Origin of the sequence: Vibrio porteresiae DSM 19223 (assembly GCF_024347055.1) — a bacterium.
Classification (GTDB): domain Bacteria; phylum Pseudomonadota; class Gammaproteobacteria; order Enterobacterales; family Vibrionaceae; genus Vibrio; species Vibrio porteresiae.
The window spans coordinates 320,161-345,447 of sequence record NZ_AP024895.1 but is presented as its reverse complement, the minus strand read 5'-3'; the positions used below and the strand labels follow the sequence as shown (position 1 = coordinate 345,447).

25 protein-coding genes and 13 tRNA genes are annotated in these 25,287 nt (G+C 44.5%); 8 read left to right on the top strand and 30 right to left on the bottom strand.

What is annotated here, in order from left to right:
• Positions 1 to 65: 65 nt before the first annotated feature.
• The 7 genes from rpsG to fkpA all read right to left on the bottom strand — a co-directional run bounded on the left by rpsG (position 66) and on the right by fkpA (position 3,920).
• Positions 66 to 536: a 30S ribosomal protein S7 gene (rpsG, locus tag OCV11_RS01610; protein WP_261894607.1), complete on the bottom strand. Its 471-nt coding sequence runs from the start codon at positions 534 to 536 to the stop codon at positions 66 to 68.
• Between the two features lie 100 nt (positions 537 to 636).
• The gene (rpsL, locus tag OCV11_RS01605; RefSeq protein WP_261894606.1) at positions 637 to 1,011 is read right to left on the bottom strand and encodes a 30S ribosomal protein S12; all 375 of its coding nucleotides are present in this window, start codon (positions 1,009 to 1,011) and stop codon (positions 637 to 639) included.
• Between the two features lie 171 nt (positions 1,012 to 1,182).
• Complete coding sequence (tusB, locus tag OCV11_RS01600) at positions 1,183 to 1,458, bottom strand: sulfurtransferase complex subunit TusB (protein ID WP_261894605.1); 276 nt, start codon at positions 1,456 to 1,458, stop codon at positions 1,183 to 1,185.
• An 11-nt stretch (positions 1,459 to 1,469) separates the two neighbouring features.
• Positions 1,470 to 1,826, bottom strand: coding sequence for a sulfurtransferase complex subunit TusC (tusC, locus tag OCV11_RS01595; RefSeq protein ID WP_261894602.1), 357 nt, complete (start codon positions 1,824 to 1,826; stop codon positions 1,470 to 1,472).
• Positions 1,823 to 2,221: a sulfurtransferase complex subunit TusD gene (gene tusD, locus OCV11_RS01590; RefSeq protein ID WP_261894600.1), complete on the bottom strand. Its 399-nt coding sequence runs from the start codon at positions 2,219 to 2,221 to the stop codon at positions 1,823 to 1,825. The genes tusC and tusD overlap by 4 nt, the downstream gene beginning before the upstream one ends.
• A 5-nt stretch (positions 2,222 to 2,226) precedes the next feature.
• A complete protein-coding gene (locus OCV11_RS01585) occupies positions 2,227 to 2,949 on the bottom strand; it encodes a helix-turn-helix transcriptional regulator (protein WP_261894599.1) in 723 nt (240 codons plus the stop codon).
• Between the two features lie 173 nt (positions 2,950 to 3,122).
• Positions 3,123 to 3,920 carry an FKBP-type peptidyl-prolyl cis-trans isomerase gene (gene fkpA, locus OCV11_RS01580; RefSeq protein ID WP_261894597.1) on the bottom strand — a complete coding sequence of 266 codons (798 nt, stop codon included), beginning with the start codon at positions 3,918 to 3,920 and terminating at the stop codon, positions 3,123 to 3,125.
• Between the two features lie 133 nt (positions 3,921 to 4,053).
• Here fkpA and OCV11_RS01575 point away from each other — a divergent pair, with 133 nt between their 5' ends.
• Entirely contained in the window at positions 4,054 to 5,037 is a 984-nt protein-coding gene (locus tag OCV11_RS01575; RefSeq protein WP_261894595.1) for a WD40 repeat domain-containing protein, read from the top strand.
• A 2-nt stretch (positions 5,038 to 5,039) separates the two neighbouring features.
• Positions 5,040 to 5,267, top strand: coding sequence for a SlyX family protein (locus tag OCV11_RS01570; RefSeq protein WP_261894594.1), 228 nt, complete (start codon positions 5,040 to 5,042; stop codon positions 5,265 to 5,267).
• 17 nt (positions 5,268 to 5,284) lie between these two features.
• Here the strand turns inward: OCV11_RS01570 and OCV11_RS01565 are convergent, their stop codons facing one another.
• The 9 genes from OCV11_RS01565 to tsaE all read right to left on the bottom strand — a co-directional run bounded on the left by OCV11_RS01565 (position 5,285) and on the right by tsaE (position 14,696).
• A complete protein-coding gene (locus OCV11_RS01565) occupies positions 5,285 to 5,467 on the bottom strand; it encodes a DUF2065 domain-containing protein (protein WP_261894593.1) in 183 nt (60 codons plus the stop codon).
• A 131-nt stretch (positions 5,468 to 5,598) separates the two neighbouring features.
• Complete coding sequence (gene hflC / locus OCV11_RS01560; RefSeq protein WP_261894591.1) at positions 5,599 to 6,582, bottom strand: protease modulator HflC; 984 nt, start codon at positions 6,580 to 6,582, stop codon at positions 5,599 to 5,601.
• 2 nt (positions 6,583 to 6,584) lie between these two features.
• The gene (hflK, locus tag OCV11_RS01555) at positions 6,585 to 7,793 is read right to left on the bottom strand and encodes an FtsH protease activity modulator HflK (protein ID WP_261894590.1); all 1,209 of its coding nucleotides are present in this window, start codon (positions 7,791 to 7,793) and stop codon (positions 6,585 to 6,587) included.
• 45 nt (positions 7,794 to 7,838) lie between these two features.
• Positions 7,839 to 9,128, bottom strand: coding sequence for a ribosome rescue GTPase HflX (gene hflX / locus OCV11_RS01550; RefSeq protein WP_261894588.1), 1,290 nt, complete (start codon positions 9,126 to 9,128; stop codon positions 7,839 to 7,841).
• A gap of 31 nt (positions 9,129 to 9,159) precedes the next feature.
• Positions 9,160 to 9,423, bottom strand: a complete 264-nt coding sequence (gene hfq / locus OCV11_RS01545; RefSeq protein WP_261894586.1) for an RNA chaperone Hfq — start codon at positions 9,421 to 9,423, stop codon at positions 9,160 to 9,162.
• Positions 9,424 to 9,615: 192 nt separating this feature from the next.
• Entirely contained in the window at positions 9,616 to 10,548 is a 933-nt protein-coding gene (gene miaA / locus OCV11_RS01540; protein WP_261894584.1) for a tRNA (adenosine(37)-N6)-dimethylallyltransferase MiaA, read from the bottom strand.
• Entirely contained in the window at positions 10,545 to 12,518 is a 1,974-nt protein-coding gene (mutL, locus tag OCV11_RS01535; RefSeq protein WP_261894579.1) for a DNA mismatch repair endonuclease MutL, read from the bottom strand. The genes miaA and mutL overlap by 4 nt, the downstream gene beginning before the upstream one ends.
• 7 nt (positions 12,519 to 12,525) lie before the next feature.
• On the bottom strand, positions 12,526 to 14,238 hold the full coding sequence (locus OCV11_RS01530) for an N-acetylmuramoyl-L-alanine amidase (protein WP_261894573.1): 1,713 nt from the start codon (positions 14,236 to 14,238) through the stop codon (positions 12,526 to 12,528).
• On the bottom strand, positions 14,232 to 14,696 hold the full coding sequence (tsaE, locus tag OCV11_RS01525) for a tRNA (adenosine(37)-N6)-threonylcarbamoyltransferase complex ATPase subunit type 1 TsaE (RefSeq protein ID WP_261894571.1): 465 nt from the start codon (positions 14,694 to 14,696) through the stop codon (positions 14,232 to 14,234). The genes OCV11_RS01530 and tsaE overlap by 7 nt, the downstream gene beginning before the upstream one ends.
• A 212-nt stretch (positions 14,697 to 14,908) precedes the next feature.
• Here tsaE and queG point away from each other — a divergent pair, with 212 nt between their 5' ends.
• Positions 14,909 to 16,021, top strand: a complete 1,113-nt coding sequence (gene queG / locus OCV11_RS01520; protein ID WP_261894559.1) for a tRNA epoxyqueuosine(34) reductase QueG — start codon at positions 14,909 to 14,911, stop codon at positions 16,019 to 16,021.
• Between the two features lie 715 nt (positions 16,022 to 16,736).
• Here the strand turns inward: queG and OCV11_RS01515 are convergent.
• The 14 genes from OCV11_RS01515 to orn form a co-directional block, all read right to left on the bottom strand.
• A tRNA-Met gene (locus OCV11_RS01515) sits at positions 16,737 to 16,813 on the bottom strand.
• Between the two features lie 59 nt (positions 16,814 to 16,872).
• A tRNA-Gly gene (locus OCV11_RS01510) sits at positions 16,873 to 16,948 on the bottom strand.
• Positions 16,949 to 16,990: 42 nt separating this feature from the next.
• A tRNA-Met gene (locus OCV11_RS01505) sits at positions 16,991 to 17,067 on the bottom strand.
• 59 nt (positions 17,068 to 17,126) lie between these two features.
• Positions 17,127 to 17,202: transfer RNA gene (locus tag OCV11_RS01500), tRNA-Gly, on the bottom strand.
• A gap of 34 nt (positions 17,203 to 17,236) precedes the next feature.
• Positions 17,237 to 17,313, bottom strand: a tRNA-Met gene (locus tag OCV11_RS01495).
• Between the two features lie 59 nt (positions 17,314 to 17,372).
• Positions 17,373 to 17,448: transfer RNA gene (locus tag OCV11_RS01490), tRNA-Gly, on the bottom strand.
• 34 nt (positions 17,449 to 17,482) lie between these two features.
• Positions 17,483 to 17,559: transfer RNA gene (locus OCV11_RS01485), tRNA-Met, on the bottom strand.
• A 59-nt stretch (positions 17,560 to 17,618) separates the two neighbouring features.
• Positions 17,619 to 17,694 (bottom strand) — tRNA-Gly (locus tag OCV11_RS01480).
• A gap of 34 nt (positions 17,695 to 17,728) precedes the next feature.
• Positions 17,729 to 17,805 (bottom strand) — tRNA-Met (locus OCV11_RS01475).
• Between the two features lie 58 nt (positions 17,806 to 17,863).
• A tRNA-Gly gene (locus OCV11_RS01470) sits at positions 17,864 to 17,939 on the bottom strand.
• Between the two features lie 44 nt (positions 17,940 to 17,983).
• Positions 17,984 to 18,059 (bottom strand) — tRNA-Gly (locus tag OCV11_RS01465).
• A gap of 46 nt (positions 18,060 to 18,105) precedes the next feature.
• Positions 18,106 to 18,181, bottom strand: a tRNA-Gly gene (locus OCV11_RS01460).
• A 45-nt stretch (positions 18,182 to 18,226) separates the two neighbouring features.
• Positions 18,227 to 18,302 (bottom strand) — tRNA-Gly (locus OCV11_RS01455).
• 176 nt (positions 18,303 to 18,478) lie between these two features.
• Positions 18,479 to 19,024 (bottom strand): oligoribonuclease, encoded by a 546-nt coding sequence (gene orn, locus OCV11_RS01450; RefSeq protein ID WP_261894557.1) that lies wholly within the window; start codon positions 19,022 to 19,024, stop codon positions 18,479 to 18,481.
• Between the two features lie 145 nt (positions 19,025 to 19,169).
• On the opposite strand from orn, the gene rsgA reads away from it, so the two are divergent.
• The 5 genes from rsgA to OCV11_RS01425 all read left to right on the top strand — a co-directional run bounded on the left by rsgA (position 19,170) and on the right by OCV11_RS01425 (position 25,223).
• A complete protein-coding gene (gene rsgA, locus OCV11_RS01445) occupies positions 19,170 to 20,231 on the top strand; it encodes a small ribosomal subunit biogenesis GTPase RsgA (protein WP_261894555.1) in 1,062 nt (353 codons plus the stop codon).
• A gap of 100 nt (positions 20,232 to 20,331) precedes the next feature.
• The gene (asd, locus tag OCV11_RS01440; protein WP_261894553.1) at positions 20,332 to 21,189 is read left to right on the top strand and encodes an archaetidylserine decarboxylase; all 858 of its coding nucleotides are present in this window, start codon (positions 20,332 to 20,334) and stop codon (positions 21,187 to 21,189) included.
• 144 nt (positions 21,190 to 21,333) lie between these two features.
• Positions 21,334 to 22,221 carry a DMT family transporter gene (locus OCV11_RS01435; RefSeq protein WP_261894551.1) on the top strand — a complete coding sequence of 296 codons (888 nt, stop codon included), beginning with the start codon at positions 21,334 to 21,336 and terminating at the stop codon, positions 22,219 to 22,221.
• Positions 22,222 to 22,393: 172 nt separating this feature from the next.
• The gene (gene gpmM, locus OCV11_RS01430) at positions 22,394 to 23,926 is read left to right on the top strand and encodes a 2,3-bisphosphoglycerate-independent phosphoglycerate mutase (protein ID WP_261894549.1); all 1,533 of its coding nucleotides are present in this window, start codon (positions 22,394 to 22,396) and stop codon (positions 23,924 to 23,926) included.
• A 160-nt stretch (positions 23,927 to 24,086) separates the two neighbouring features.
• Complete coding sequence (locus OCV11_RS01425) at positions 24,087 to 25,223, top strand: murein hydrolase activator EnvC family protein (protein ID WP_261894547.1); 1,137 nt, start codon at positions 24,087 to 24,089, stop codon at positions 25,221 to 25,223.
• Positions 25,224 to 25,287: the final 64 nt, after the last annotated feature.

Here is a 25,287-nt window from a genome sequence, read left to right as displayed (position 1 = left end):
TCTTACTAAGGTTAACCTTAGATTGTAGAAATGTGCTGCGAGAGAACCTCGCAGCACAGAAGGCATTACCAGCGGTAATGTGCGAACGCTTTGTTCGCTTCTGCCATACGGTGAACGTCTTCACGTTTCTTAACAGCAGTACCTTTGTTTTCAGCAGCTTCTAGCATTTCAGCAGCTAGACGGCCAGCCATAGATTTTTCACCACGCTTACGCGCAGCTTCAACCAACCAACGCATAGCAAGTGCGTTACGGCGAACCGGACGTACTTCTACTGGAACTTGGTAAGTTGAACCACCCACACGGCGAGATTTAACTTCTACCGCTGGGCGAACGTTTTCAAGAGCTTCTTCAAATACAGCTAAGTGATCTTTACCAGATTTCTCAGCCATAGTATCTAGTGCAGTGTAAACAATTTTCTCTGCAACTGATTTCTTACCGTCAACCATAAGAATGTTAACGAATTTTGCCAGCAGTTCAGATTTGAACTTTGGATCTGGAAGGATCTTACGCTGACCAATAACGCGACGACGTGGCATGGATTTTCTCCGTTGTCTTTTTCAGGTTTTATCCAAAACTTTGCAGTTTTTTCAAAAAATTCAAAATAATTTAGTGTTTGGCCTTACTTAACGGATTCCATTAAGACTTAGGACGTTTCACACCGTACTTAGAACGAGCTTGTTTACGGTTGTTAACACCAGAACAGTCAAGTGCACCGCGAACAGTGTGGTAACGCACACCTGGAAGGTCTTTAACACGACCACCACGGATAAGAACAACTGAGTGCTCTTGAAGGTTATGGCCTTCACCGCCGATGTACGATGTTACTTCGAAGCCGTTTGTCAGACGTACACGACAAACTTTACGAAGTGCTGAGTTAGGTTTTTTAGGTGTAGTAGTGTAAACACGAGTACAAACACCACGTTTTTGTGGGCACGCTTCTAGTGCAGGCACGTTGCTTTTAACAACTTGCTTTACACGAGGTTTACGTACCAACTGGTTAATAGTTGCCATTAACTAGCTCCTGATTTACTGAAAGTAAGCTTTGTGAAAAATCTATCCCTACATAAATAGGGACGCAAAATTCTATGCAGCCGATGGTGGTGTGTCAAGAAATATACAGATCTTTTTTCACCGATTGGGAAAGATAAACTTGATTAGAAAAGAGTCCAAACGTGGCCAATATCACCAAGTAATTGATTGCTTGTATTGTTCAGTAAGCTCTACGAATCCCAACATATCAACCACATGAACTAATGGGGAGACTTTTTCTCTCCAACCTCGAGCGTTGAGATCCTCTAGCAATGCGTAGATCGATCCTTGCTCAGACAAAAGCGAAAAGGTCGCTGAATGTTGGCTAAAGCCATACACAGCTCCTTCAACAAGAAGCAATGCATCCTCTTCTTGATACAAAGACATCACTAGAGGCAACTTGTCGATGTTTTTCACGATATGTAACATCTCATTCCCTCCTAATAATTGACGATTTTATCGAAACTGGCCAATTGCTCAGCCACATTTTTACGTGGAATAACTTCGCCATCGATGATCAATTCACTTACATCGATACCCCATGCATTTAAGCTATCTTGGCAGATAAAACGCGCTTCGATATCGTAGAGATCCAGTAACTTAAACGCACTGATGTAATTACGACTCAGAATAAGATCGGGTTGTTGGCTCTGTAAAAGTTGTAACACGCCCTCACCGATGAAGAAAACACCAATCTCTTCACTGTAGGCAGATGCGGCCAAGACAGCATCGAGAGCTTCTCGACCTGCCGAAGTTTGGTGTGGAGCGGTATGAAAAACAAAAGCTAATTTACTCAAAACTGCACCACTCGATCCTGCGTTAATAACGCTTCAGCTAAACTGCCTAAACCACTCTGGTCAAAGCCTTTAGCCAAACTAGTCTGTTTTAGATGATGTTGCTGGGCTTCCTGGTCACCAATCACCCCGCGTCTCAAAGAGGCAGCGACACAAGTTTCTAAACGCACGTGATGTTCAAGTGACAATGCTTGCCAAGCTTTAACTAAATCAAATTCGTCATTCGCAGGCAAAGTTAGGGCTGAGCCATTGTGCACCCCTTCTTGATAAAAGAAGACGCTCACAAGGGTGTGACCTTTGGCGATGAGAGCTTGAGCAAACAAATAGGCATTGCGAGCCGACTGTGTACCATAAGCTGGCCCATTAACGAGCAATGTATAAGTTAGTGGCGTAGCCATAGAACTCACTTCTCGTCTTCCTCGGTTTTACGTTGGCGAATATAGAGATAAACCGTATGTTTCGATATGTTAAGGCGATCCGCAACACGGTTAATCGCATCTTTAATATCGAAAATGCCTTTATCGAATAACTCCATCACAATCTGGCGGTTCTTAGTATTATTCGATACCGACTTATCGGCGTTAATCTCTTCTATCGTACGCTCAACGGTCTGATCCACCAGCTCTTCAACATCGCTAGCAAAGTTAACATTTGATGCAGCAGCTTGAGCCTCAGGTGTAGGCAAAAATGAATTGAGAATTTGGGAAAATGGCGCATCCAAGTTCACGTTAATACAAAGTAATCCGATGACACGATTATCACCATTGCGAATTGCAACGGTAATCGACTTCATCAAAACCCCACCTTTTGCCCGAGTAAAATAAGAACGTGAAAAATTACGCTCTGAACCCTCTATGTCTTTCAACATCTTAAGAGCTAAATCGGTAATTGGTGACCCAACTTGGCGTCCTGTGTTCTCTCCGTTCGCGATCTTCACAGCAGAGGTATTGAGATCTTCCAGTGAATGCAAAACGATTTCACAAAAGGGACCAATCAAACTGGCGATACCGTCTACCACTGCTTCATAAGATTTAAGAATCACTTTGTCATGTTGAGTAAAAGGCTTCACATGCACGGATTCCATCTCCAATAGCAGATCAGGATTAATGGTTTCTGTGGTTGTCACTGTTTTTGACCTTAGAACAATAATTCAACAAATTGGGGTAAGTTTATCAGAAAATTTTAATATTGGTTTGCTCTATATTATCAACAAGTGACGTAGAACAATTTATATCTTGTTACTGATACAAAAAGGGCCTGTAATACAGGCCCTTTTTCATCATTTAATCAACTGCTCGATTATTTTTTAGCCTGAGGCTTGTCAGCAGCTTTTGCATCTGGTTTTTCAACTTTCAACAGCTCAACTTCAAATACGAGTGTTGAATTACCAGGGATGGTTGGTGTGGCTTGTTCGCCGTAAGCCAATTGTGGTGGAATAACAAACTTGTATTTCGCACCCACTTTCATTAGCTGAACACCTTCAGTCCAACCAGGGATAACGCGGTTTAGTGGGAATGTTGCTGGTTCACCACGATCGTATGAACTATCGAATTGAGTACCATCAACTAGAGTTCCTTTGTAGTGAACTTCTACTGTATCTGTTGCTTTAGGTGATTCACCAGTACCTTCTTTCTCTACTTGGTACATCAAACCAGATTTAGTGGTTTTAACACCTTTCTCTTTAGCAAATTTCGCGCGGAAATCTTCACCTGCTTTTTGGTTTGCAGCTGCTTTCTCTTCTTGCTGAGCTTTCATTTTTTCAGCAACGCGTTTATCAAGACCTTGAAGAACTTCACGAGTCTCGTCATCTTTCATGCCTGCTTTGCCAGCAAATGCGTCTTCGATACCTTGCAGAACGATATCTTTCTTAAGCTCAATACCAATTTCTTTTGGTTTTTCTAGGCTAGTCGATAGGTAGTTCGCAAATGACACACCAATAGCGTAAGCTGCTTTGTCATCGTCTGATTTAAAGTTTACTGCGCTTTGTGATTGCTCAGCTGCAGGTTTAGTGTCCGCTTTTTTAGGTTCATCTTTCTGGCAGCCAACAGCTAACATGACAGTAGCAGCAAGCAGTGACACTTTAAATAATGATTTCATCAAATTCTCCAATTATTCGGCAGTCCTATTGGATTGTGCACAAAACTGAGTTTTCCATTGGTGCACAACGCACAATTGTACCAATATAGCTTTATGTTATGCGATTGTCTTTATACTAAGTGGAATATTAAACGTGAAACCAATAATTTCTCATTTCATCCTATGTACGTGTGTCATCATGACGTTAACTGGGTGTTTTTTCACGAGTAATTCCGTTGAAGAATGGGATCTTGAGCCCAACGGTTCCACCGCTTTTGGTTTAAGTCGCGACGGGCGATTTGCCTTAATTTACTCAAAAGAACATCAGTTAATATTGTGGGATCTCACAGAGCGTAAACGTCTAGCAGACTTAGGTGCTCAAGATCCTGATGCCAATACCGTGATTAACATACGTATCTCAGATAACGATCGCTACGCGGTGACAGCCACTCAGACCGACTTCGCTGTTTGGGATTTAGGCATGGCACAGGCAAAAGGACTGTGGTCAATTTCTGATGGCCTAATTCGCGATATTGATATCTCTAGTGACGGACAGCAAGTCCTATTGGGGTTATCCAATGGAAAAGCTATCTACGTCGACTTAGTCAGCGGTAGACGTATAGAGTTCCTTGCCCATTATGAAAAAGTCAACACAGTTGCCCTTTCTCCAAACGGTCGATACGCCTTAACTGGGGGCAATGATTACAATGCTTATCTCTGGGATACCCAAACCGCTCAAATCATCTTAACGTTTAAACATGAACACAGAGTGAATAGAGTCGCTTTGCAACGTGATGGTGAACTCGCATTTACCTCTGACGATACAAATGATGCTGTGATATGGAATTTAAAAACAGGGAAAAAGCAGGCAACATTACGCAGCTTCTCGCGCCAGCTTATCTTTACTAGTGCACGTTTTAGTGATGACGGTCGCTATCTGATTACTGGTACACCTTCTAGCCGTATTGACGTATGGAATACGCACACCGGAAAACACCTAGACTCTTTTGACACCAAACCAAGAAAAGATGCGCGACCTCCTCGAGCGGTAGTGTATGATGCCACACTAGATAAACAACAACGCATTATCTCAGCCTCTTCTGCTGGGATTGCTCAAGCTTGGAAATTCGAAGAGTAACCATGACAGACGCATCAACCACAAAACTGCAGCAACGCATTGACGATTTAGAATGCCAACTCGCCTTTCAAGAGCAGACCATTAGCGAACTCAATGATGCATTGAGCCAGCAGCAGCTGCTGATCAGTAAAATGCAGGATCAAATGAGATACGTGGTGGGGAAAGTCAAAAATATGAGTACTTCGAATATCGCCGACCCTTCCGAGGAAACACCTCCACCACATTATTGATTTTAAAGAATAATTGCTTACAGAAAGAAATGAGCAATAACGAGGCCTGCAACCACTAGGCAACCGCCCATGCGGCGCAATTGTTGGTCAGGTTGTTGGCTTAGTTGAGCGATCATCGCCCGCCAGCCTTGTGGGGCCAACAAGGGACCAATTCCTTCAATAATAAGTACTACGCCTAGTACACCAAATAAGGTTTTCACTAACGCCCTCTTCTCACAATATTATCTGTTTATAAGGTTTCCCAAGATAACGCATCACTGTCGATACTCCTAATAGCAGACAAAAAAAGGTCCCTTGCGGGACCTTCTTAATACTGTTCGACATCAACGCCTTACTTAGACTTCACAGAACCTTTCGCATCGTTCATGTACTTGAAGAAATCACTCTTAGGATCAAGAACTAGGATATCGCTCTTACTATCAAATGATTTTTCATATGCTTGCAAAGAACGAAGGAAGCTAAAGAATTCAGGATCTTCGTTGTAAGCTTTTGCATAAATCTTAGCCGCTTTAGCGTCAGCGTCACCGCGCGTTACACGGGCTGTCTTATCCGCTTCTGCTAAGATAGTTGCCACTTCAAGTTCCGCTTGAGCACGAATGACTTCTGCTTTTTCACGACCTTGAGAACGGTGCTTACGTGCAACAGATTCACGTTCAGCGCGCATACGACGATAGATAGATTCACTGATTTCATCAGGTAAGTTGATTTTCTTCATACGGAAATCAACTACATAGACACCTAAATCTTTCGCTGCGCTTAGTTGTGTATCTTTCAAAACGTTAGCCATGATTTGGTCACGCTGACCATCAACTTCTAACGCTTCTTTTGCCGCTTCGGTGGTCACTACATCAGCATCAGTACTATCAGGCAATACATCATCATTACGCGGACCAGAAACGATCTGCTTAATTTCACGTGAACCGATTTCTGCACGCAGTACGTCAGTCACTTTACGTTCCAATAGCGCTTCAGCGGTAAGAGTGTTACCACCACCTGTAGCAAGGTAGTAACGGCCAAAGTCTTGAATACGCCATTTCACATAAGAATCGATGATAACGTCTTTCTTCTCAGAGGTAACGAAACGGTCTGAACGGCCATCCATGGTTTGAATACGAGCATCTAAGGTTTTAACTCGGTCAAACATAGGCATTTTAAAGTGCAGTCCAGGCTCATAGATTTTTGACAAATCTTGTTCGTTTTTCATTACCTTACCGAAACGAATAACGATACCACGTTCACCTTCAGGGATAACAAACATCGACATGAGCAGTAACGCCAGAACAACGACAACCGCTGGGATCATTAACTTACGCATGCTTAGTATCTCCCTTGACGTGAATCGTTAGTGCGTGATTGAGTATCTGTGGTGCTCTTTTTACTGTCTGAATTTGGTGAATCCACCGTTACTGAGTCGTAGATAGAAGACGAGTCAGATTGACTGCTATCTTGTGACTTAGAAGAGGCAGCTTTACCAGTCAGTTTATCTAAAGGCAAATACAACAAGTTACCGCTAGATTTCGAATCAATCAGCACTTTAGAAGTACTAGAGTAAACTTTCTGCATTGTATCCAAGTAGAGACGATCACGAGTCACTTTTGGTGCTGCCTCATATTCTGGCAATAGTTTCTCAAACTGAGCTACTTGACCTAAAGCTTCGTTAATCGTTCTTTCACTGTAACCCTGAGCTTCTTTCTTCAGACGTTCAGCACGACCAGTCGCTTTTGGCAGAATTTCGTTTTTATACGCTTCTGCTTCACGAATGAAACGTTCTTCATCTTCTCGAGCCGCAATCGCATCATCAAAGGCGTCTTTGACTTGCTCTGGTGGGCGAGCTGATTGGAAGTTCACATCAACAATCGAAATACCCATATCGTAAGAATCGATAATCTGGTTTAGCGTTTGTTGGGTAGTCTGACGAATCTGTTGACGACCACTGGTTAGGATGCTGTCCATCAAAGAGTCACCAATAACAGCACGCAGTGCAGAATCCGTTGCTTGACGAAGGCTGTCGTCAGCATTGGTTACTACATACAAATACTTGTATGGGTCAGAAACGCGATATTGCACATCCATTGACACCGTCACTACGTTTTCGTCTTTGGTTAACATCAAACCAGAGGCGCGCAGTGAACGAATCGCTTGTACGTTGACCGGGGTAACTTGGTCAATAAAGCGCGGACGCCAGTTCAAACCAGGATCAACGATACGATCGTATTTACCTAAACGCAGGACAACACCACGTTCAGCTTCACCTATGGTATAGAAACCGGCAAAGACCCAAATGACAACGGCGATAAGCGCAATGACACCGATACCGATGACTCCGCCATTTGTAAAAGAAGGACCTTTACCACCACCCTTCTTGCCAAACTTGCCTCCAAGCTTTTGACTCAGCTTGTTAAAGACTTCGTCTAAATCCGGAGGACCTTGCTCGCGGCCACCATTGTTACCACGATTATTATTACCCCAAGGGTCATTATCGCGGCCATTGTTGCCGTTGTTATTACCAGGCTCATTCCACGCCATTAGAAAGCTCCATCATTTGATATGACGTTATACTCTAGCAGTCATTTAAGTAACTATAAAGTCACGCAAAACTGCTGGTTCTCTTTTTTCTAGTCTAGACCAATCCACCTGCTGGAGACGAACTGTGATCAATAAATTGCCTTCTGGATCATATTCTTCCTGCTTAATACAGTTCATTTGGAAGAAAATACTGCGAATTCGACCTAAATGTTGTGGTGGAATACGCAAAGTATATTCAACTATTTGACTTGCTAAGCGTTCAGTCAATGCATCAAACAGAAGATCAATTCCGATACCTTCCATTGCTGATAACCAGACAACTTTTGGCATCCCCTCGTCATCACGCTCAATGCGTGGTTGAGGATCTTCTAGGTTATCGATTTTGTTCATGACGAGTAGAGTCGGCACTTCATTTGCGTCGATTTCTAATAACACGCCATTAACCGCATCAATATTCTCACGAAAGCGCTCATCAGTCGCATCGATAACATGTAACAAAATGTCAGCTTCTTGAGTTTCTTGTAACGTCGCTTTAAAAGCGGCAACAAGATCATGTGGAAGATGACGAATAAACCCTACTGTGTCGGCCAAGATCGCAGGACCGACATCTGCCAGCTCGATCTTTCTTAATGTAGGATCTAGTGTGGCAAACAGCTGATCGGCTGCATAAACCCCCGCCTCAGTAATGCGGTTAAATAGGGTAGATTTACCCGCGTTGGTATAACCAACCAGTGATACTGTTGGAATATCAGCACGGTTTCGCGCACGACGCCCCTGTTCACGTTGCTTCGCCACTTTCTCTAGGCGACGCAAAATCGCTTTAATACGTTCACGCAATAAACGTCGGTCAGTTTCTAGCTGGGTTTCACCTGGGCCACGTAAACCAATCCCGCCTTTTTGACGCTCCAAGTGCGTCCAACCACGAATAAGTCGAGTCGACAAATGGCGCAACTGTGCCAGTTCAACTTGTAATTTACCTTCGTGAGTACGCGCTCGCTGCGCAAAGATATCTAAGATCAATCCTGTGCGATCAATCACTCGACATTGACATAACCGTTCAAGGTTACGCTCTTGGGCTGGAGAAAGGGCATGGTTGAAAATCACCACGTCTGCAGACACATCTCGAACTGCATCGGCGATTTCTTGGGCTTTACCTTCACCTACGTAATATTTAGGGTGCGGAGTTTGTCGACTACCAGTAACCACTCGTAATGTCGACACTCCGGCGGATGATATCAGCATTTTACATTCGCTGAGATCAGCCCATTCACCCTCTTGCGTGAAGTTGATATGAACAAGTACGGCTCGCTCCCCGGATTCATAACGGTCAAACAAGCTATCAACTCCTTATAAATAAACTTATTAATTAATCTTCCGCTTTGTCAGAAGGACGATCCTGCGCTGGACGATCACCAGTGTGGTGACTAACTGGACGAGCAGGAACGACTGTAGAAATCGCGTGTTTGTATACCATTTGGTTAACGGTGTTTTTCAAAAGGATCACAAACTGATCGAAAGACTCAATTTGGCCTTGTAGTTTGATACCGTTCACTAGGTAGATTGATACAGGGATACGCTCGCGACGTAGTGCATTTAAGAATGGGTCTTGTAGAGATTGCCCCTTAGCCATTTTATTTTCCTTATTTGTATTTTGTAGTAATTATTTAGCTAGCGGTGCACTAGAGTTCTGTGCGGCCTTTACATCTGAGCTAAACGAATGAAAACACCCTGATCCGTTATTGGGGCACACATAGCCAAGTTCAAGTAACGGATCCTTTACAGGGCACATTACGCAAAAGCGATCCCATTATACACAGCTTACTCAATCAGATGCTATGGCATTTGAGAGAGTTTCTAAGGCGTGTTCAATGTTCTCACTATCTAACCAAGTTAAATCATCCCAGCTGCGTAACCAGGTGATCTGCCGCTTGGCCAATTGACGAGTTGCACAGATGCCACGAAAAATCGCCTCATCCAAATTGCAATTCCCGTCTAAGTAGTCCCACATTTGACGATATCCAACACAACGGATCGATGGCAAATCAGGATGAAGATCTTTTCGAGCATAGAGGGCTTTCACCTCATCTTCAAACCCTGCTTCGACCATTTTTTCAAACCGCAGTTCAATACGTCTATGCAGTTCTGCCCTTTCCTTGGGAGCAATTGCGAACTGTTTAACTCGAAAAGGAATTGCTTCCCCTTTCGTTTCGGTCAGTTCAGTTAAAGTTTTACCCGAAATTCGATAAACTTCCAATGCCCTTGATAATCTTTGTGGATCATTAGGATGAATCCGCTCAGCCGACACTGGATCAATCATCTTCAGCTCATCGTGCAGGAATGACCAACCCTTAGTCAATGCCTCTTGCTCGATTTGTTGACGAATTTTGGGATCTGCTGCCGGTAACGGAGATAATCCCTCTAGTAAGGCCTTGTAATACAACATAGTTCCGCCCACTAAAAGGGGAATTCTGCCGCGCGAAACGATATCATTCATCTCGTTTAACGCATCACGACGAAAATCCGCCGCTGAGTAAGACTCACTAGGATCCAAAATGTCTATCAATTCATGAGGCGCTTGCGCTAACTCTTGCGCTGTAGGCTTAGCCGTACCAATATCCATCCCTTTGTAGATCAATGCTGAATCTACACTAATGATATCAACAGGATATTTTTGACGCAGTCGAATAGCGAGGTCTGTTTTACCAGACGCAGTTGGTCCCATCAAAAAGAGGGCAAGAGGTAGTTGTTTGGTCATGAAGTCAATGCTGCAATAGTCGCTGAAAAGTCTATAGGTCGAACAAAGTGTCCATCTTGCAAAGGAAGTTTCCCCTGCCACAACTGCTCTATTTCTGAGATCAACTGTATCGCCTCAGATAGAGTGTAGTCAGTTTTTGCGGATTTAACACGCTCACTTAACCATAGGGTCAATTGAGTATGATCCAAACATGGGGCATCTTCGTCCAAAGTTAAGGCCGCATAAGATAACAGATCTGGCACAAGAAGTTGTAAGTTTTGCTGTCTTATTGGCTGAGGAACCCCCATCACCATAACCATCTGCTTAGTTCTAGGCTGCAAATCTAAGCCAAATTGCAAAAATAGATCATGGTAACGTTCAACCGCCACTTGCTCACTTGGCGAAACTTTAACTGACAGAGGCACCAGTAACGGCTGACTTTTTAACGCTTGATGTGAGGCATCTAACTGTCCAAGGAGCTTCAAATGCTCGGCTTGCTTAAGTGACACCAACACACAACCTTGTGCCGACCCCATCACCAGATATTGCCCTTGAATAACAGCCACCGCTTTACCTAATTTTTCGATAGGCTCGGCAAAGTCAACCGACTCATTTTTTTCAGGATGAACAGAGAGATGTGGCTGATCATGCATTGGGGGCGTTTGCATCAGTTGCTGATAAACACGCACCTGAGCAGCAGTTGGAGCGTTATCGCCTTTATCATTCGTTCTCTTACGCTCTGCCTGACGACTCGATGGCTGCCATTCACGCAGACTTGGCGTCGCTTCCTTAACTTGATGATCCTTTTGCGACGATCGACTGTCGCTGTCTGGTTTTTCGTATCCGGTGCGTCCGGGATACGCGGGCGTTTGTTCAATCGCCTGCCAAATACGTTCAGGTACCGAAGAGGTTGATGCTTCGGCACTTTCATCCTGTTCTTCATCATTTGTAATATGAAATGCAGCGTCATTGAGCGCTGGCGTATCAATATGGCAAGCTTGTGACAAGGCACTACTCACAGCTTGATAGATAAAATCGTGAACCAAGCGCGCTTGATGAAAGCGAACTTCATGCTTGGCTGGATGAACATTCACATCCACTTGATGTGGATCGATCTCGATAAACAGAACATAAGTAGCGTATTGATCAGCACGTAAGCTAGTTTCATAACTTTGGCGGATCGCATGATTGATCAACTTATCTTTCATCATGCGCCCATTCACATAGCAGAACTGTAAATCACTCTGTTGCCGAGCACCTTCTGGGGTGGTAATCCAACCGGATAGCTTTAATCCTTGGTGCTCCAGATCAACTCGTAACATTTCTCGGGCAAAAGCACTACCGCATACGGCCCCAACACGCTTCTCTTCTTGAGCACGAGTTTGGGCGGCTCGGTACTGCCTGACGACGGCCCCGTTATGGCGCAAAGAAAATGTCACATCAAAACGGCTTAAAGCGATACGTTTCACTAACTCATCAATATGAGCAAATTCCGTTTTTTCGGTACGCAAAAACTTGCGGCGCGCTGGCGTATTAAAAAAGAGATCCAATACTTCGACTGACGTTCCAACAGGATGTGCGGCAGGTTGAAGCTGTACCGCCATATCACGACCTTCGCTGTAGGCAGACCATGCTTCTTCTTGAGCAGGTGTTCTCGAAGTCAGCGTTAAGCGAGAGACTGAACTGATACTCGCTAGCGCTTCACCACGAAAGCCAAGGCTCATGATCGCTTCTAGATCATCAAGGTTATGGATCTTCGACGTCGCATGGCGACTTAAAGCCAAAGACAATTCATCTTTTGGGATCCCCGAACCGTTGTCACGAATACGGATTAGCTTCGCGCCCCCTTTCTCAATATCAATATCGATTCGGGTCGCGCCTGAGTCCAAGCTGTTTTCCACCAGCTCTTTCACAACGGAGGCTGGTCTTTCAACCACCTCACCAGCCGCAATTTGGTTGGCAAGGCGAGCAGGTAAAATTTGGATCGCCATGATTTACTTATTTATTTGGAATAATGAGTACTTGACCAATGGCCAGATTATCAGACTTAAGGTGATTTGCCTCGCGGATACTCTTCACACCCACATCGTATTTATCGGCAATCTTACCCAAGAATTCACCTCGAGCCACAGTATGCTTACGGATTGGGCTGTCTTTCAACGACACCGTCATTTTCAGTTTTTGCCCCACCCACAAGGTATTGGATTTCAGGCTATTCTCTTTTTTAATGTCAGCGACGGCCACTTTATAACGACTGGCAATTTGGCCCAAATACTCTCCGGATTTCACCACGTGAGTCACAACTTGAGTTTCTACAGGGTTACTTTCTTGAGGCACATCGATAGAAGTATGCCCGCCGGGAATACGCAGTACTTGCCCAACACTTAAAGTGTCATCCTTAAGTCCATTTTCCTTTTTAATATCATCCACAGACATACCAAAACGATGCGCTATGGTCGATAACGATTCACCGCTTTGAACTCGATAGCTATGAGTTTTATTACGATTGGCAAACAACGTACCTTCAGGCGGATTATCTTTAAAATACTGGACTACTGCCGTTGCAATGGCGCGAGCCAACTTATCTTGATGACTACGTTGGAATAACAGCTTCTCTTCCGATGGGTTTGAAATAAAGCCCGTCTCAATTAACACCGATGGAATATCCGGTGACTTCAACACCGCTAGACTAGCATTCACGGGTTTCGAACGGTGCAGGTAAGCCACTTTGCTTAATTGACTAATAATGTCACTGGCAAGGGTATACCCCTCTTTTTGCGAATGACTAAATTGCAGATCAAGCAATGTTTGACTGATGTTCTTGTCACTGTTGTTTTTCGCTAAGACAGCGCCTGCGCCACCGAGGAGCTCTGATTGCTCTTCATGGTTTTCTACCCAACGCGCTATTTCAGTATTCGCTCGACGAGTATTGAGCACAAACACCGACGCCCCTCTTGGACCAGGTGAATTAAACGCATCCGCATGGATTGATACCAGCAAATGTGCTTTTTGTTCTCGAGCAATTTCAGTACGCTTATTCAAACTAACATAATAATCCCCAGAACGAGTCAAAATCGCTTTCATACCAGGGACTTGGTTAATTAAATCAGCGAGTTTTTTCGCCACACTGATAGTGACATTTTTTTCAAAACGATGGCCAGGTCCAATAGAACCTGGATCTTCCCCACCATGACCAGGGTCGACAGCGACGATGATATCGTCATTTCCCGATAGTTGTGAAATATCACGACTGGCTTTTAACTTCGCAATCGAATTACTCGCAGCTTCTTTTGGTGTTTCATTCGGCAAATCGACTACTAACCTATGACCATATTGCCCACCAGGGGTCGGCGGCAAGGTAAAAAGCTGTGGAGAGATATGCTTACTCAGCTCCATGACCAAACGAAATGTGCCCTTCTCTGGAGGAGAACTGGCACGAATCTGCTTTATAATTGCGCTGTCAGTAACCTTGATTGGCAACTTGGCTTGTGATGATGTGGATTTAAGATCAATCACGAGGCGATTAGGACTGGATAAGGTGAAGTAGCTGAATTCCACTTCAGACTTCACATCCATCACAATACGCGTTTCATCAGGAGAAGGCCAAACACGGATGCCTTCCAATACGTTTGCTTGAGCAAGCGTTGACACCACACATGAAAAGAGCCCAAAGAGATAAACTACGACACGAAAACGGTTAACAATCAACATAACTCCAACTGGCTCAATAAGGTACGTCCATACTCGTCATTCGCGGTAATAGCAACTTGACGCTGCTGCCCATCATAGCGAATATCGATAGTCAAATTTGGCTGAGGCAATAACCCCTTGCCTTTTTCTGGCCACTCGACCAAACAGATAGCATCACTGGTAAAGTAATCACGAATGCCCATGAACTCGAGTTCTTCAGGATCGGCAAGGCGGTATAAATCAAAATGATATACCTGCCAATTGTCTAGCTGATAAGGCTCCACCAAAGTATACGTAGGACTTTTTACATTCCCCTGATGCCCCAACGCACGAATAAAACCACGGCTAAACGTTGTCTTACCTGCGCCAAGATCTCCGTACAAAAAGATCGTCGTTTGCTGACGACACAAGCTGGACAACGCAGTGCCCAAAGCAACGGTATCTTGTTCGTTCTTCAGAGTAAAAGTCTTGGTGTTCATGAAATACTATCTCAAAAAGGATCGCCTTAACGGCGCAAAATATGCTTATAGAACAGGAATAGTAAACTGTAGTTGATTTGATTAACAAGATCTCTTCTGTAAGCAAACAGAAAAACATGCTCAGTTTCATGTTAAATTGCTAGGACTCACACACTAGATCCCACCGATTAGATCCGTTAAGATCCTCGCCCCTTTTGGATCGTAGATATGATATGAACTATCAAGCTCTGGCAGATAACATCAAAATTTGGGCTCAAGAGCTAGGCTTTAGCCAAGCTGGTATCTGCGATGTCGATCTCTCTGAACACGAAGAAGCTCTACAGCGGTGGTTAGACGCTGGGTATCATGGTGACATGGATTGGATGGCGCGCCATGGCATGATGCGTGCGAGACCCGCTGAGCTCTTACCAGGCACCATTCGTGTGATTAGTGTTCGTATGGACTACCTTCCTCCAGAGGCTCACTTTGCCTCCAATCTAGAAGATGGGTCACAAGCCTACATCAGTCGCTATGCTCTAGGTCGCGACTACCATAAGCTAGTACGCAACCAACTTAAAAAGCTCGGCGACAAAATAAAAGAAGTGACTGGAGAATTGGGATACCGTCCATTTGTCGACTCAGCTCCGATTCTTGAGCGCCCTCTAGCACAAAAGGCTGGCCTAGGTTGGACAGGCAAACATTCGCTCATTCTCGATAAACAGGCTGGGTCATGGTTCTTTCTAGGCGAACTGCTGATTGATATTCCATTACCCATCGATACTCCTCAAGAGAATCAATGCGGTAAATGTACTGCCTGCATGACGTCATGCCCTACCCAAGCGATCGTCGCAGAAGGCGTCATTGATGCACGCCGCTGCATTTCTTATCTCACCATCGAATTTGCTGGCATCATTCCGGAAGAGTTTCGGCCACTCATGGGTAATCGCATTTATGGCTGCGATGACTGCCAACTGGTATGCCCATGGAATCGCTTTGCCGAAATAACCCAAGAGCCAGACTTTCATCGTCGAAAAGCGTTCATGAACCCCGATCTGCTCGCATTGTTTGCATGGGATGAAGCAACATTTCTAAGGAATATGGAAGGTTCAGCCATCCGCCGTATTGGACATGAGCAATGGCAGCGTAATCTGATTATCGCCATGGGTAACGCCCCCTATTCCCAAGCAATAATAGCGACATTAGAAGATGCCAAAGGGAAATCAGACCTTTTAGACGCTCATATTGAGTGGGCGCTTGCTCAGCAACTTAAACAACTGCCTTTTGAGGACCGAAAGAAAGAACGTCTCATTCGAATAGTACAAAAAGGGTTGCCTAGAGATGCATAGGCCGAGATAAACTTTTCACTTCTGGCTTGACATCACTCACAAAAAGGAAGTGTGGAAAAAAAAATAATGAGACAACGTTTTCTAACTTCAAATAAAGTTAGTCACAATAGCAGGAAATGACTAGGATCAAGGATTTTGTAGTTAATGATCTTTTTATGGTTATTTCATTAAATAGGAAAAACACAAAAAATCATTTAAAAACAATCAGTTAAATAAAGACCGTTCAGTTATAAAAATCTGACATACCAATAAAGATCCTCTCTACTCCCGTATTTTTTCACCTCAAAAACACTTTATACACCAAGTTATCCACAAGGAAAAATTGTGGATAAGTCTGTGAACGAATAGTTCAGAAGTTTGGGAAAACATATTGAAATGACAGGATATAAACCAAGAGTCATAACAGCTCCGGCCTACCACTTTGTCATTATTTGGGAGTAATGCTTCTCAGCATTAACAAAAGAGCACGTACCGAAGAGACCTTAAGCCTAGCACAAACAGCTAGTTCGCTAGCGCTTAATATGTGACCTAAATAACAGTTCTAATCCTTTACTGCTATCTTACTAATCATTAAGGGCTCTTAATGAGCATATTCAATGAGTTAGCTTCATTTATCGAACCGGTACAGTACGAATAATGAAAATAACTTGAATGAATAACACTCATGCTACTCAATTCAAGCTATGGGCTGAGAGTCAGTACTCAAAGCGAAATTTGGTTGCGGGGGCCGGATTTGAACCGACGACCTTCGGGTTATGAGCCCGACGAGCTACCAAGCTGCTCCACCCCGCGTCCGTATTGTGTCACCGTTGAAGTACGATGAGGACTCTCTTCTCTAATGAGAAGGAAACTGGAGCGACACACGAGGTTCGAACTCGTGACCTCAACCTTGGCAAGGTTGCGCTCTACCAACTGAGCTAGTGTCGCATCTGAGATGTGATAACTCGAACGAATCAAATTATCTAAATTTGGTTGCGGGGGCCGGATTTGAACCAACGACCTTCGGGTTATGAGCCCGACGAGCTACCAAGCTGCTCCACCCCGCGTCCGTATTGTGTCACCGTTGAAGTACGATGAAGACTTTCTTCTCTAATGAGAAGGAAACTGGAGCGACACACGAGGTTCGAACTCGTGACCTCAACCTTGGCAAGGTTGCGCTCTACCAACTGAGCTAGTGTCGCATAACAACTTGTTTTTCAACAAATTATTAGAATTTGGTTGCGGGGGCCGGATTTGAACCGACGACCTTCGGGTTATGAGCCCGACGAGCTACCAAGCTGCTCCACCCCGCGTCCGTATTGTGTCACCGTTAAAGTACGATGAAGACTTTCTTCTCTAATGAGAAGGAAACTGGAGCGACACACGAGGTTCGAACTCGTGACCTCAACCTTGGCAAGGTTGCGCTCTACCAACTGAGCTAGTGTCGCATAACAACTTGTTTTTCAACAAATTATTAGAATTTGGTTGCGGGGGCTGGATTTGAACCAACGACCTTCGGGTTATGAGCCCGACGAGCTACCAAGCTGCTCCACCCCGCGTCCGTATTGTGTCACCGTTAAAGTACGATGAAGACTTTCTTCTCTAATGAGAAGGAAACTGGAGCGACACACGAGGTTCGAACTCGTGACCTCAACCTTGGCAAGGTTGCGCTCTACCAACTGAGCTAGTGTCGCATAACAACTTGTTTTTCAACAAATTATTAGAATTTGGTTGCGGGGGCCGGATTTGAACCGACGGCCTTCGGGTTATGAGCCCGACGAGCTACCAAACTGCTCCACCCCGCGTCCGTATTGTGTCACCGTTAAAGTACGATGAAGACTTTCTTCTCTACGAGAAGGAAACTGGAGCGACACACGAGGTTCGAACTCGTGACCTCAACCTTGGCAAGGTTGCGCTCTACCAACTGAGCTAGTGTCGCATCATACGTCGTTAAACGTTAGTGCTTCAATCTTAAAGAAAGATTGGAGCGACACACGAGGTTCGAACTCGTGACCTCAACCTTGGCAAGGTTGCGCTCTACCAACTGAGCTAGTGTCGCATCGTATGTCGTTTAAACGTTGGTGCTCTCAACCGTAAAGGGAGATTGGAGCGACACACGAGGTTCGAACTCGTGACCTCAACCTTGGCAAGGTTGCGCTCTACCAACTGAGCTAGTGTCGCATCATACGACGTTTAAACGTTTTGCTTTCAATCTTAAAGAAAGATTGGAGCGACACACGAGGTTCGAACTCGTGACCTCAACCTTGGCAAGGTTGCGCTCTACCAACTGAGCTAGTGTCGCATTGACTTTCGGTTTCCCGTTGTCAGGGCTGCGAATTATAAGAGCATTTTTTTTTGATGCAAGAACTTCATCAAAAAAAAGAAAAAAATAATCTTAAACGCTGAAAAAGCATACAAAAAGAATCATTTCCTTAATCTCTCTGCTGCTCGACCCTGACATAACCGCTATTGGGTCACTTAAATCGAGAACACGTGTTGACGATAAAACTGCAACTCAGCAATAGATTCACGAATGTCATCGAGTGCTAAATGGCTACCTTGTTTAGTAAATCCCGATAGAACTTCTGGTTTCCAACGACGAGTCAACTCTTTAATCGTGCTGACATCGATGTAACGGTAATGGAAGTACTCTTCAAGCGTTGGCATGTGTTTATATAGAAAACGGCGATCCTGACCAATACTGTTACCGCAAATCGGAGATTTACCTTTTGGTACCCATTTCTCTAAAAATTCGATAGTTTGTGCCACCGCGTCATCTTCAGTGATCTTACTTGCACGAATTCGATCAACCAATCCACTTGCGGTATGGGTGTTGGTACACCAATCGTCCATTTTAGCTAGCTCAGACTCTGGTTGATGAATCGCAAGCACAGGGCCTTCAGCCAAAATATTCAGTTCACTGTCCGTCACAATAGTGGCGATTTCGATAATTTTGTGGGTTTCTGGATCTAAACCCGTCATCTCTAAATCGACCCAGATAAGATTCTGTTCGTTAAAAGACATAGATAGGTGCCTATATGGGATTGTCTGGAAAAAAGGTACTATACCTAAAATCAGAAAACCAAGATACCGCACTCTCTTGGATTTCATAGCATCTGCTGGTATACATGCAGCCGACATTCTCTAACTTAGAATAAAGAAACGCATAGTGGCAAAAAGAAATAAGCTGACTAAAGGCCAAGTAAGGCGAGTAAGAAGCAATCAAAGTAAACGACTCACCCAGGAAGAGACCATTCAATGGGACGAATCCATGCTAGAAGGTGCCAAAAATGGGCTAGTGATTACCCGTTTTGGTCAGCATGCTGACATCGAAGATGTTGAAACAGGTGAAATTCACCGTTGCAATATGCGCCGGGGAATTGAAACTCTTGTCTCTGGTGATCGTGTTACTTGGCGTCCAGGTATCGAAACGCTCGCTGGCATTTCAGGTGTCGTGGAAGCTGTCGAACCACGCAAATCCGTTTTGACTCGTCCAGATTACTATGACGGTTTAAAACCTGTTGCAGCCAACGTTGATCAGATGGTGATCATATCTTCTGTGCTACCAGAGCTGTCACTCAACATTATAGACCGTTATCTAATTGCCTCGGAAACGTTAGATATCGCACCACTGTTAGTATTGAATAAAATCGATCTACTGACAGATGAACTACGCCAACAGTATGACCAATGGCTAGATATCTATCGTGGTATTGGCTTTCAAGTGCTGTATGTGAGTAAGCAAACCGGCGAAGGGATTGAAGAACTCGAGGCTCTGCTGCGCAACAAAATCAACATTTTTGTTGGTCAATCAGGGGTGGGGAAATCAAGCTTAGTCAATGCGTTAATGCCTGATTGTGACTTAATTGCTGAGGAGGGAGAAATCTCCGAAAACTCAGGTTTAGGCCAACATACCACAACGGCGGCTCGTTTATACCATATTCCAACAGGTGGCGATCTGATTGACTCCCCTGGGGTTCGTGAATTTGGTTTATGGCACCTAGAAGCTGATGACATTACTCAAGCTTATCGAGAGTTTCGTCCTTATCTTGGTGGCTGTAAGTTCCGCGATTGCAAACACGGTGATGATCCTGGTTGTTTATTACGTGAAGCCGTCAGCAAGGGCGAAATCAGTGAAATTCGTTTCGACAACTATCACCGAATTATTGAAAGCATGGCGGAAAATAAAGCCAACCGACAATATTCAAAGAATAAGAAAGCCGATCTTTGATCGAATTTTGTGGGCTAGAAGTGCACAAATACTGACATCATTACAATTTTTCAGTAACATTTCGCGCCCAAATGATAAATAGACATTGGAATTATCGACAATGGATAAAATTAAAGTTGGACTGCAGTACTGGATCCCTCAGCATGGTTTAACCCGCTTGGTAGGGAAACTGGCTTCAGCCAAAGCAGGCGGTCTAACCACAGCGGTTATTCGTTTGTTTATCAAACAGTACAAAGTGAACATGGATGAGGCGTTGCACTCAGATCCAAAACACTTTAGTACGTTTAATGAGTTTTTTGTTCGCGAACTCAAACCAGGTGTACGTCCACTAGCCGAAGGTGAGGAAACATTAGTTCACCCTGCAGATGCATGCGTAAGTCAGTTTGGTTACATCAATGACGGTAAGCTGATTCAAGCAAAAGGCCATGACTTTTCCGCTCAGGAACTATTGGGTGGCGATGCTACTTTGGCAAACGAGTTTATTGATGGTGATTTTGCCACACTTTACTTATCACCAAGTGACTACCATCGCGTGCACATGCCTTGTGATGGCACGTTACGTCAAATGATTTATGTACCGGGGGACCTATTCTCAGTGAATCCATTAACTGCTGAGAACGTGCCTAATCTTTTTGCGCGTAATGAACGTGTTGTGTGTATCTTCGACACGCCATTTGGACCACTCGCTCAGGTACTCGTCGGTGCAACCATCGTTGGTAGTATTGAAGTTGTTTGGGCAGGTACAATTACACCACCAAGAGGCAATACCATTTATCGCTGGAACTACCCAGCCGAAGGCGAAAAAGCTATCCACTTTAAAAAAGGGGAAGAGATGGGTCGCTTCAAGCTAGGTTCAACAGTGATTAACCTATTTGCCAAAGACGCGATTCGTTTTGATGATTCGATGCGCGTTAATACGCCGACTCGTTTAGGTTCTGCGTACGCACACAAAGCATAAATAAATCCCGGCGCTGCCGGGATTTTTCTTTTTATCTTCCAGCGCTCTCAACACTCAATCGACCAAGAAAATAGTCATTGCTTTCGTTTGGCTAAATGGCATATTAGCACTCCTCTTTACCCTTTCACGTTACGGATAAACTTCATGGGTTACGAATGGCTGGCCTTAGGCGCTGCCCTGCTTTGGGCAATATCAAGCTTAATGTCGGTAGCACCATCCAAACATCTGGGATCTTTTGCTTATAGCCGTTGGCGAATGGGCTGCACCTCGATCATTTTGACGCTATTCGCGCTTTTCACTGGCGGCTGGGACTCTGTTACCACCAGCGATATCTTACCCATGGCACTCTCTGGCTTGATTGGTATTTTTATCGGCGATACGGCTTTGTTTGCCTGCTTAAATCGCATGGGGCCTCGCCAATCGGGCTTGCTCTTTTCATGCCATGCCGTATTTTCTGCCGTATTGGGCTACTTTCTCTTTAGCGAAACCATGAGCAGTGGGGAATTATTAGGCTCAACTCTCGTCTTTACTGGTGTATTGAGCGCCATATTTTTTGGCCGTCGCGGTAAGAAAAGCCATCAACTCGATAGTATCAATGGTCATATTGGCGCAGGTATTGCCCTAGGTATAACAGCTGCAATTTGCCAAGCCTTAGGCGGTATATTGGCAAAGCCCGTCATGGTCACCGAGATCGATCCTGTAGCAGCCTCAGCTATCCGTATGATCACCGCTTTCTGCGCACATTGCCTCTTTCGATTCACAGGGCATCGCTTAGCGGTCGCCACACAAAGAATTACACCTACTATTTTTGCCATCACTTTTGTTAACGGTTTTCTGGCAATGGCTCTTGGCATGACGCTTATCATGTACGCGTTACGAGATGGAAATGTCGGCATGGTTGCGTTATTGTCTTCTACCACGCCAATTATGTTATTACCAATTATCTGGTTGTACACGAAGCAATGTCCAAACCGGTATGCTTGGTCAGGCGCTTTTGTCGCTGTGCTGGGCACTGGAATATTGGTGTACTAGGGTACGTAATATCCTTACACCTAAAAAGGTTACTAATTTACCACTTGCTACTCTAAGTAGGGGTTAATCACATTGATAGGTAGAATCATTGATCTTAACCTACTGCAAAGGGGAAAAAGTGTAGTAAAATTACGCTAATTTCAGTTACTTTGAATTTGACGAGGTCAATACTATGTCAGCTAAGAAGCCTATGGCTCTAGTCATTCTTGACGGGTGGGGTTACCGTGAAGACAACAGCAACAATGCGATTAACAACGCAAATACCCCTGTTCTGGATGGTCTGGTAGCAAACAATCCACATACCCTGATTTCAGCCTCTGGTCTAGACGTAGGTCTACCTGACGGTCAAATGGGTAACTCTGAAGTAGGTCATACAAACATCGGCGCAGGTCGTATCGTTTATCAAGACCTAACTCGTATCACTAAAGCTATCCAAGACGGTGAATTCCAAACTAACGAAGTGCTTGTGTCAGCTATCGATAAAGCGGTAAAAGGCGGTAAAGCTGTACACATCATGGGTCTGATGTCTCCAGGTGGTGTTCATTCTCACGAAGATCACATCTACGCAGCCGTTGAACTTGCAGCAGCTCGTGGCGCTGAAAAAATCTTCCTACACTGTTTCCTTGATGGACGTGACACTCCACCACGCAGTGCCGAAGCATCACTAAAACGCTTTGACGAACTATTTGCGAAATTAGGCAAAGGTCGCACTGCATCTTTGATCGGTCGTTACTACGCAATGGACCGTGACAACAACTGGGATCGCGTACAAAAAGCTTACGACCTTCTTGTTGAAGCAAAAGGCGAGTTCACTGTCGATTCTGCCGTTGCTGGTCTTGAAGCAGCTTACGCTCGTGAAGAAAACGATGAATTCGTGAAAGCGACTGTGGTTTGTGCAGCAGGCCAAGAGTCTTCAGCGATTGAAGATGGCGACACTGTTGTGTTCATGAACTACCGTGCCGACCGTGCTCGTGAAATCACTCGTACTTTCGTTACAGATTTTGCCGGCTTTGAACGCGCTAAGTTCCCAGCAATTGATTTCGTTATGCTGACTCAATACGCTGCAGATATTCCTCTAGCTTGCGCTTACCCACCAGCGTCTCTAACAAACACTTACGGTGAATGGTTAGCGAAAGCAGGTAAAACTCAGCTACGTATTTCTGAAACCGAAAAATACGCTCACGTAACGTTCTTCTTCAACGGTGGCGTTGAAACTGAATTTAATGGTGAAGATCGTCAAATCGTTGCTTCTCCAAAAGTTGCGACTTACGACCTACAACCAGAAATGAGCTCAACTGAGCTGACTGACAAACTCGTTGCTGCGATTAAGTCTGGTAAATACGATGCGATCATCTGTAACTACCCTAACGGCGACATGGTTGGTCACACTGGTGTTTATGATGCTGCGGTCAAAGCATGTGAAGCCGTTGACGCTTGTATTGGTCGTGTTGTTGAAGCGATTAAAGAAGCTGATGGTCAACTACTTATCACTGCTGACCACGGTAACGCTGAAATGATGGTCAACCCTGAAACTGGTGGCATCCACACAGCACACACTAACCTTCCTGTACCTCTAATCTATGTTGGTAACAAAGATTTTGAATTCAAAGAAGGCGGCAAACTGTCTGACCTAGCTCCAACCATGTTGGCGCTAACAGATACTGAAATTCCAGCAGAAATGACTGGTAAAGTGCTGTTCAAATAAGTCTCTTTGACTCTCGATACAAAGGCCTCCTGATGGAGGCCTTTTTCTATTTCAGCGTTTATTGTGCATAGAATGACAAACTTTTTGCATGGCACGCTCGCCTCAATCAACGCTTTAGGTAATACTGTCTCGCTATAAATGGTAAATAAAACTAATCACTATGACGTTTAAGACTCACCGTTCTCGCTTATTCAGCCTAACTACATCCGCGACTGTACTCACTTTGAGCCTGCTTTTTTCTATCGATACATACGCAGCCTCTCAGCAAGAGTTAAAAGGCGTAACCAGTGAAATTCAACGTCAAAAACAATCGCTATCGCAGCAACAAAAAGAGCTCGATGAACTGCAACAAGCATTGAAAAAGCAAGAGCTCGATATCGCGAGTCAAAAAAAGCAAATTGAAGAGACTAAGCAGCAGCAAAACAAAGCCAACCAGAATATCGCTCAGCTGCAAAAAAAAATCGCGCAGTTAGAGACTCAGCGTAAAAAGCAAACCGATATTCTTACCAAGCTGATGCAAACCTATTACATCACAAAACGCGCAACCGCCAGTGGCAACTTGTTAAATACCGGCGTTGAAGAAGATCGCATTAGTCAGTACTACCAACATTTAGCCAAATCACGTACCCAAGCGATCCAGACACTCGAGCAAACTCATCAAGAGCTGGATGATAGTGAACACCAGTTAAAGTTGGAACGGGATCAAATCACCTCGCTCTTAGAACAACAAACCAAGAAATACCAAGAACTGGCCAATAGCCAACAACAACGTCATAGCACTATCAGTAAAATTCAAAAAGGCATTTCTGGAGATAAGGTTTATCTAGCTGAGCTGCAGCGTAATGAAACACGCTTAAAAGCGGAAATTGCCAAAGCAGCGAAACGAAACGCCGTCCCTATGGATGGTTTAGCAAGACAAAAAGGCAAACTGCCTTGGCCAATCAAAGGTTCATTACTGCATCGTTATGGCGATTATCAAGGCGGTCAAATCAACTGGAAAGGGATTGTGATCAGTGCCAATTACGGAGAACCGGTCAAAGCTATCTATCCGGGCACTGTGGTTTTCTCTGACTATTTACGTGGTTATGGTCTGATGGTGCTGATCGACCATGGTCGCGGTGATATGACCCTTTACGGTTTCAACCAAGCCCTCACCAAAAAAGAGGGGGATAAAGTATCGGCAGGCGAGACGATTGCCCTAGCCGGTGATACAGGCGGTCAGCCTCAACCAGCCGTTTACTTTGAAGTGCGCCGTAACAGCCAAGCAGAAAACCCTCTCTCTTGGTTAAGCCGCTAATCACCTAAGTAACAGCGCAGAGACTAACCGATGAATAAAAAGGCCCGCTAATACCGCTAGCGGG

Coding starts and splice junctions, on each gene's coding strand:
- rpsG (WP_261894607.1), bottom strand. CDS start 536: ATGCCACGTCGTCGCGTTATTGGTCAGCGTAAGATCCTTCCAGATCCA.
- rpsL (WP_261894606.1), bottom strand. CDS start 1,011: ATGGCAACTATTAACCAGTTGGTACGTAAACCTCGTGTAAAGCAAGTT.
- tusB (WP_261894605.1), bottom strand. CDS start 1,458: ATGTTACATATCGTGAAAAACATCGACAAGTTGCCTCTAGTGATGTCT.
- tusD (WP_261894600.1), bottom strand. CDS start 2,221: ATGGCTACGCCACTAACTTATACATTGCTCGTTAATGGGCCAGCTTAT.
- fkpA (WP_261894597.1), bottom strand. CDS start 3,920: ATGAAATCATTATTTAAAGTGTCACTGCTTGCTGCTACTGTCATGTTA.
- OCV11_RS01570 (WP_261894594.1), top strand. CDS start 5,040: ATGACAGACGCATCAACCACAAAACTGCAGCAACGCATTGACGATTTA.
- hflC (WP_261894591.1), bottom strand. CDS start 6,582: ATGCGTAAGTTAATGATCCCAGCGGTTGTCGTTGTTCTGGCGTTACTG.
- hflK (WP_261894590.1), bottom strand. CDS start 7,793: ATGGCGTGGAATGAGCCTGGTAATAACAACGGCAACAATGGCCGCGAT.
- hfq (WP_261894586.1), bottom strand. CDS start 9,423: ATGGCTAAGGGGCAATCTCTACAAGACCCATTCTTAAATGCACTACGT.
- miaA (WP_261894584.1), bottom strand. CDS start 10,548: ATGACCAAACAACTACCTCTTGCCCTCTTTTTGATGGGACCAACTGCG.
- mutL (WP_261894579.1), bottom strand. CDS start 12,518: ATGGCGATCCAAATTTTACCTGCTCGCCTTGCCAACCAAATTGCGGCT.
- OCV11_RS01530 (WP_261894573.1), bottom strand. CDS start 14,238: ATGTTGATTGTTAACCGTTTTCGTGTCGTAGTTTATCTCTTTGGGCTC.
- tsaE (WP_261894571.1), bottom strand. CDS start 14,696: ATGAACACCAAGACTTTTACTCTGAAGAACGAACAAGATACCGTTGCT.
- queG (WP_261894559.1), top strand. CDS start 14,909: ATGAACTATCAAGCTCTGGCAGATAACATCAAAATTTGGGCTCAAGAG.
- orn (WP_261894557.1), bottom strand. CDS start 19,024: ATGTCTTTTAACGAACAGAATCTTATCTGGGTCGATTTAGAGATGACG.
- asd (WP_261894553.1), top strand. CDS start 20,332: ATGGATAAAATTAAAGTTGGACTGCAGTACTGGATCCCTCAGCATGGT.
- OCV11_RS01435 (WP_261894551.1), top strand. CDS start 21,334: ATGGGTTACGAATGGCTGGCCTTAGGCGCTGCCCTGCTTTGGGCAATA.
- gpmM (WP_261894549.1), top strand. CDS start 22,394: ATGTCAGCTAAGAAGCCTATGGCTCTAGTCATTCTTGACGGGTGGGGT.
- OCV11_RS01425 (WP_261894547.1), top strand. CDS start 24,087: ATGACGTTTAAGACTCACCGTTCTCGCTTATTCAGCCTAACTACATCC.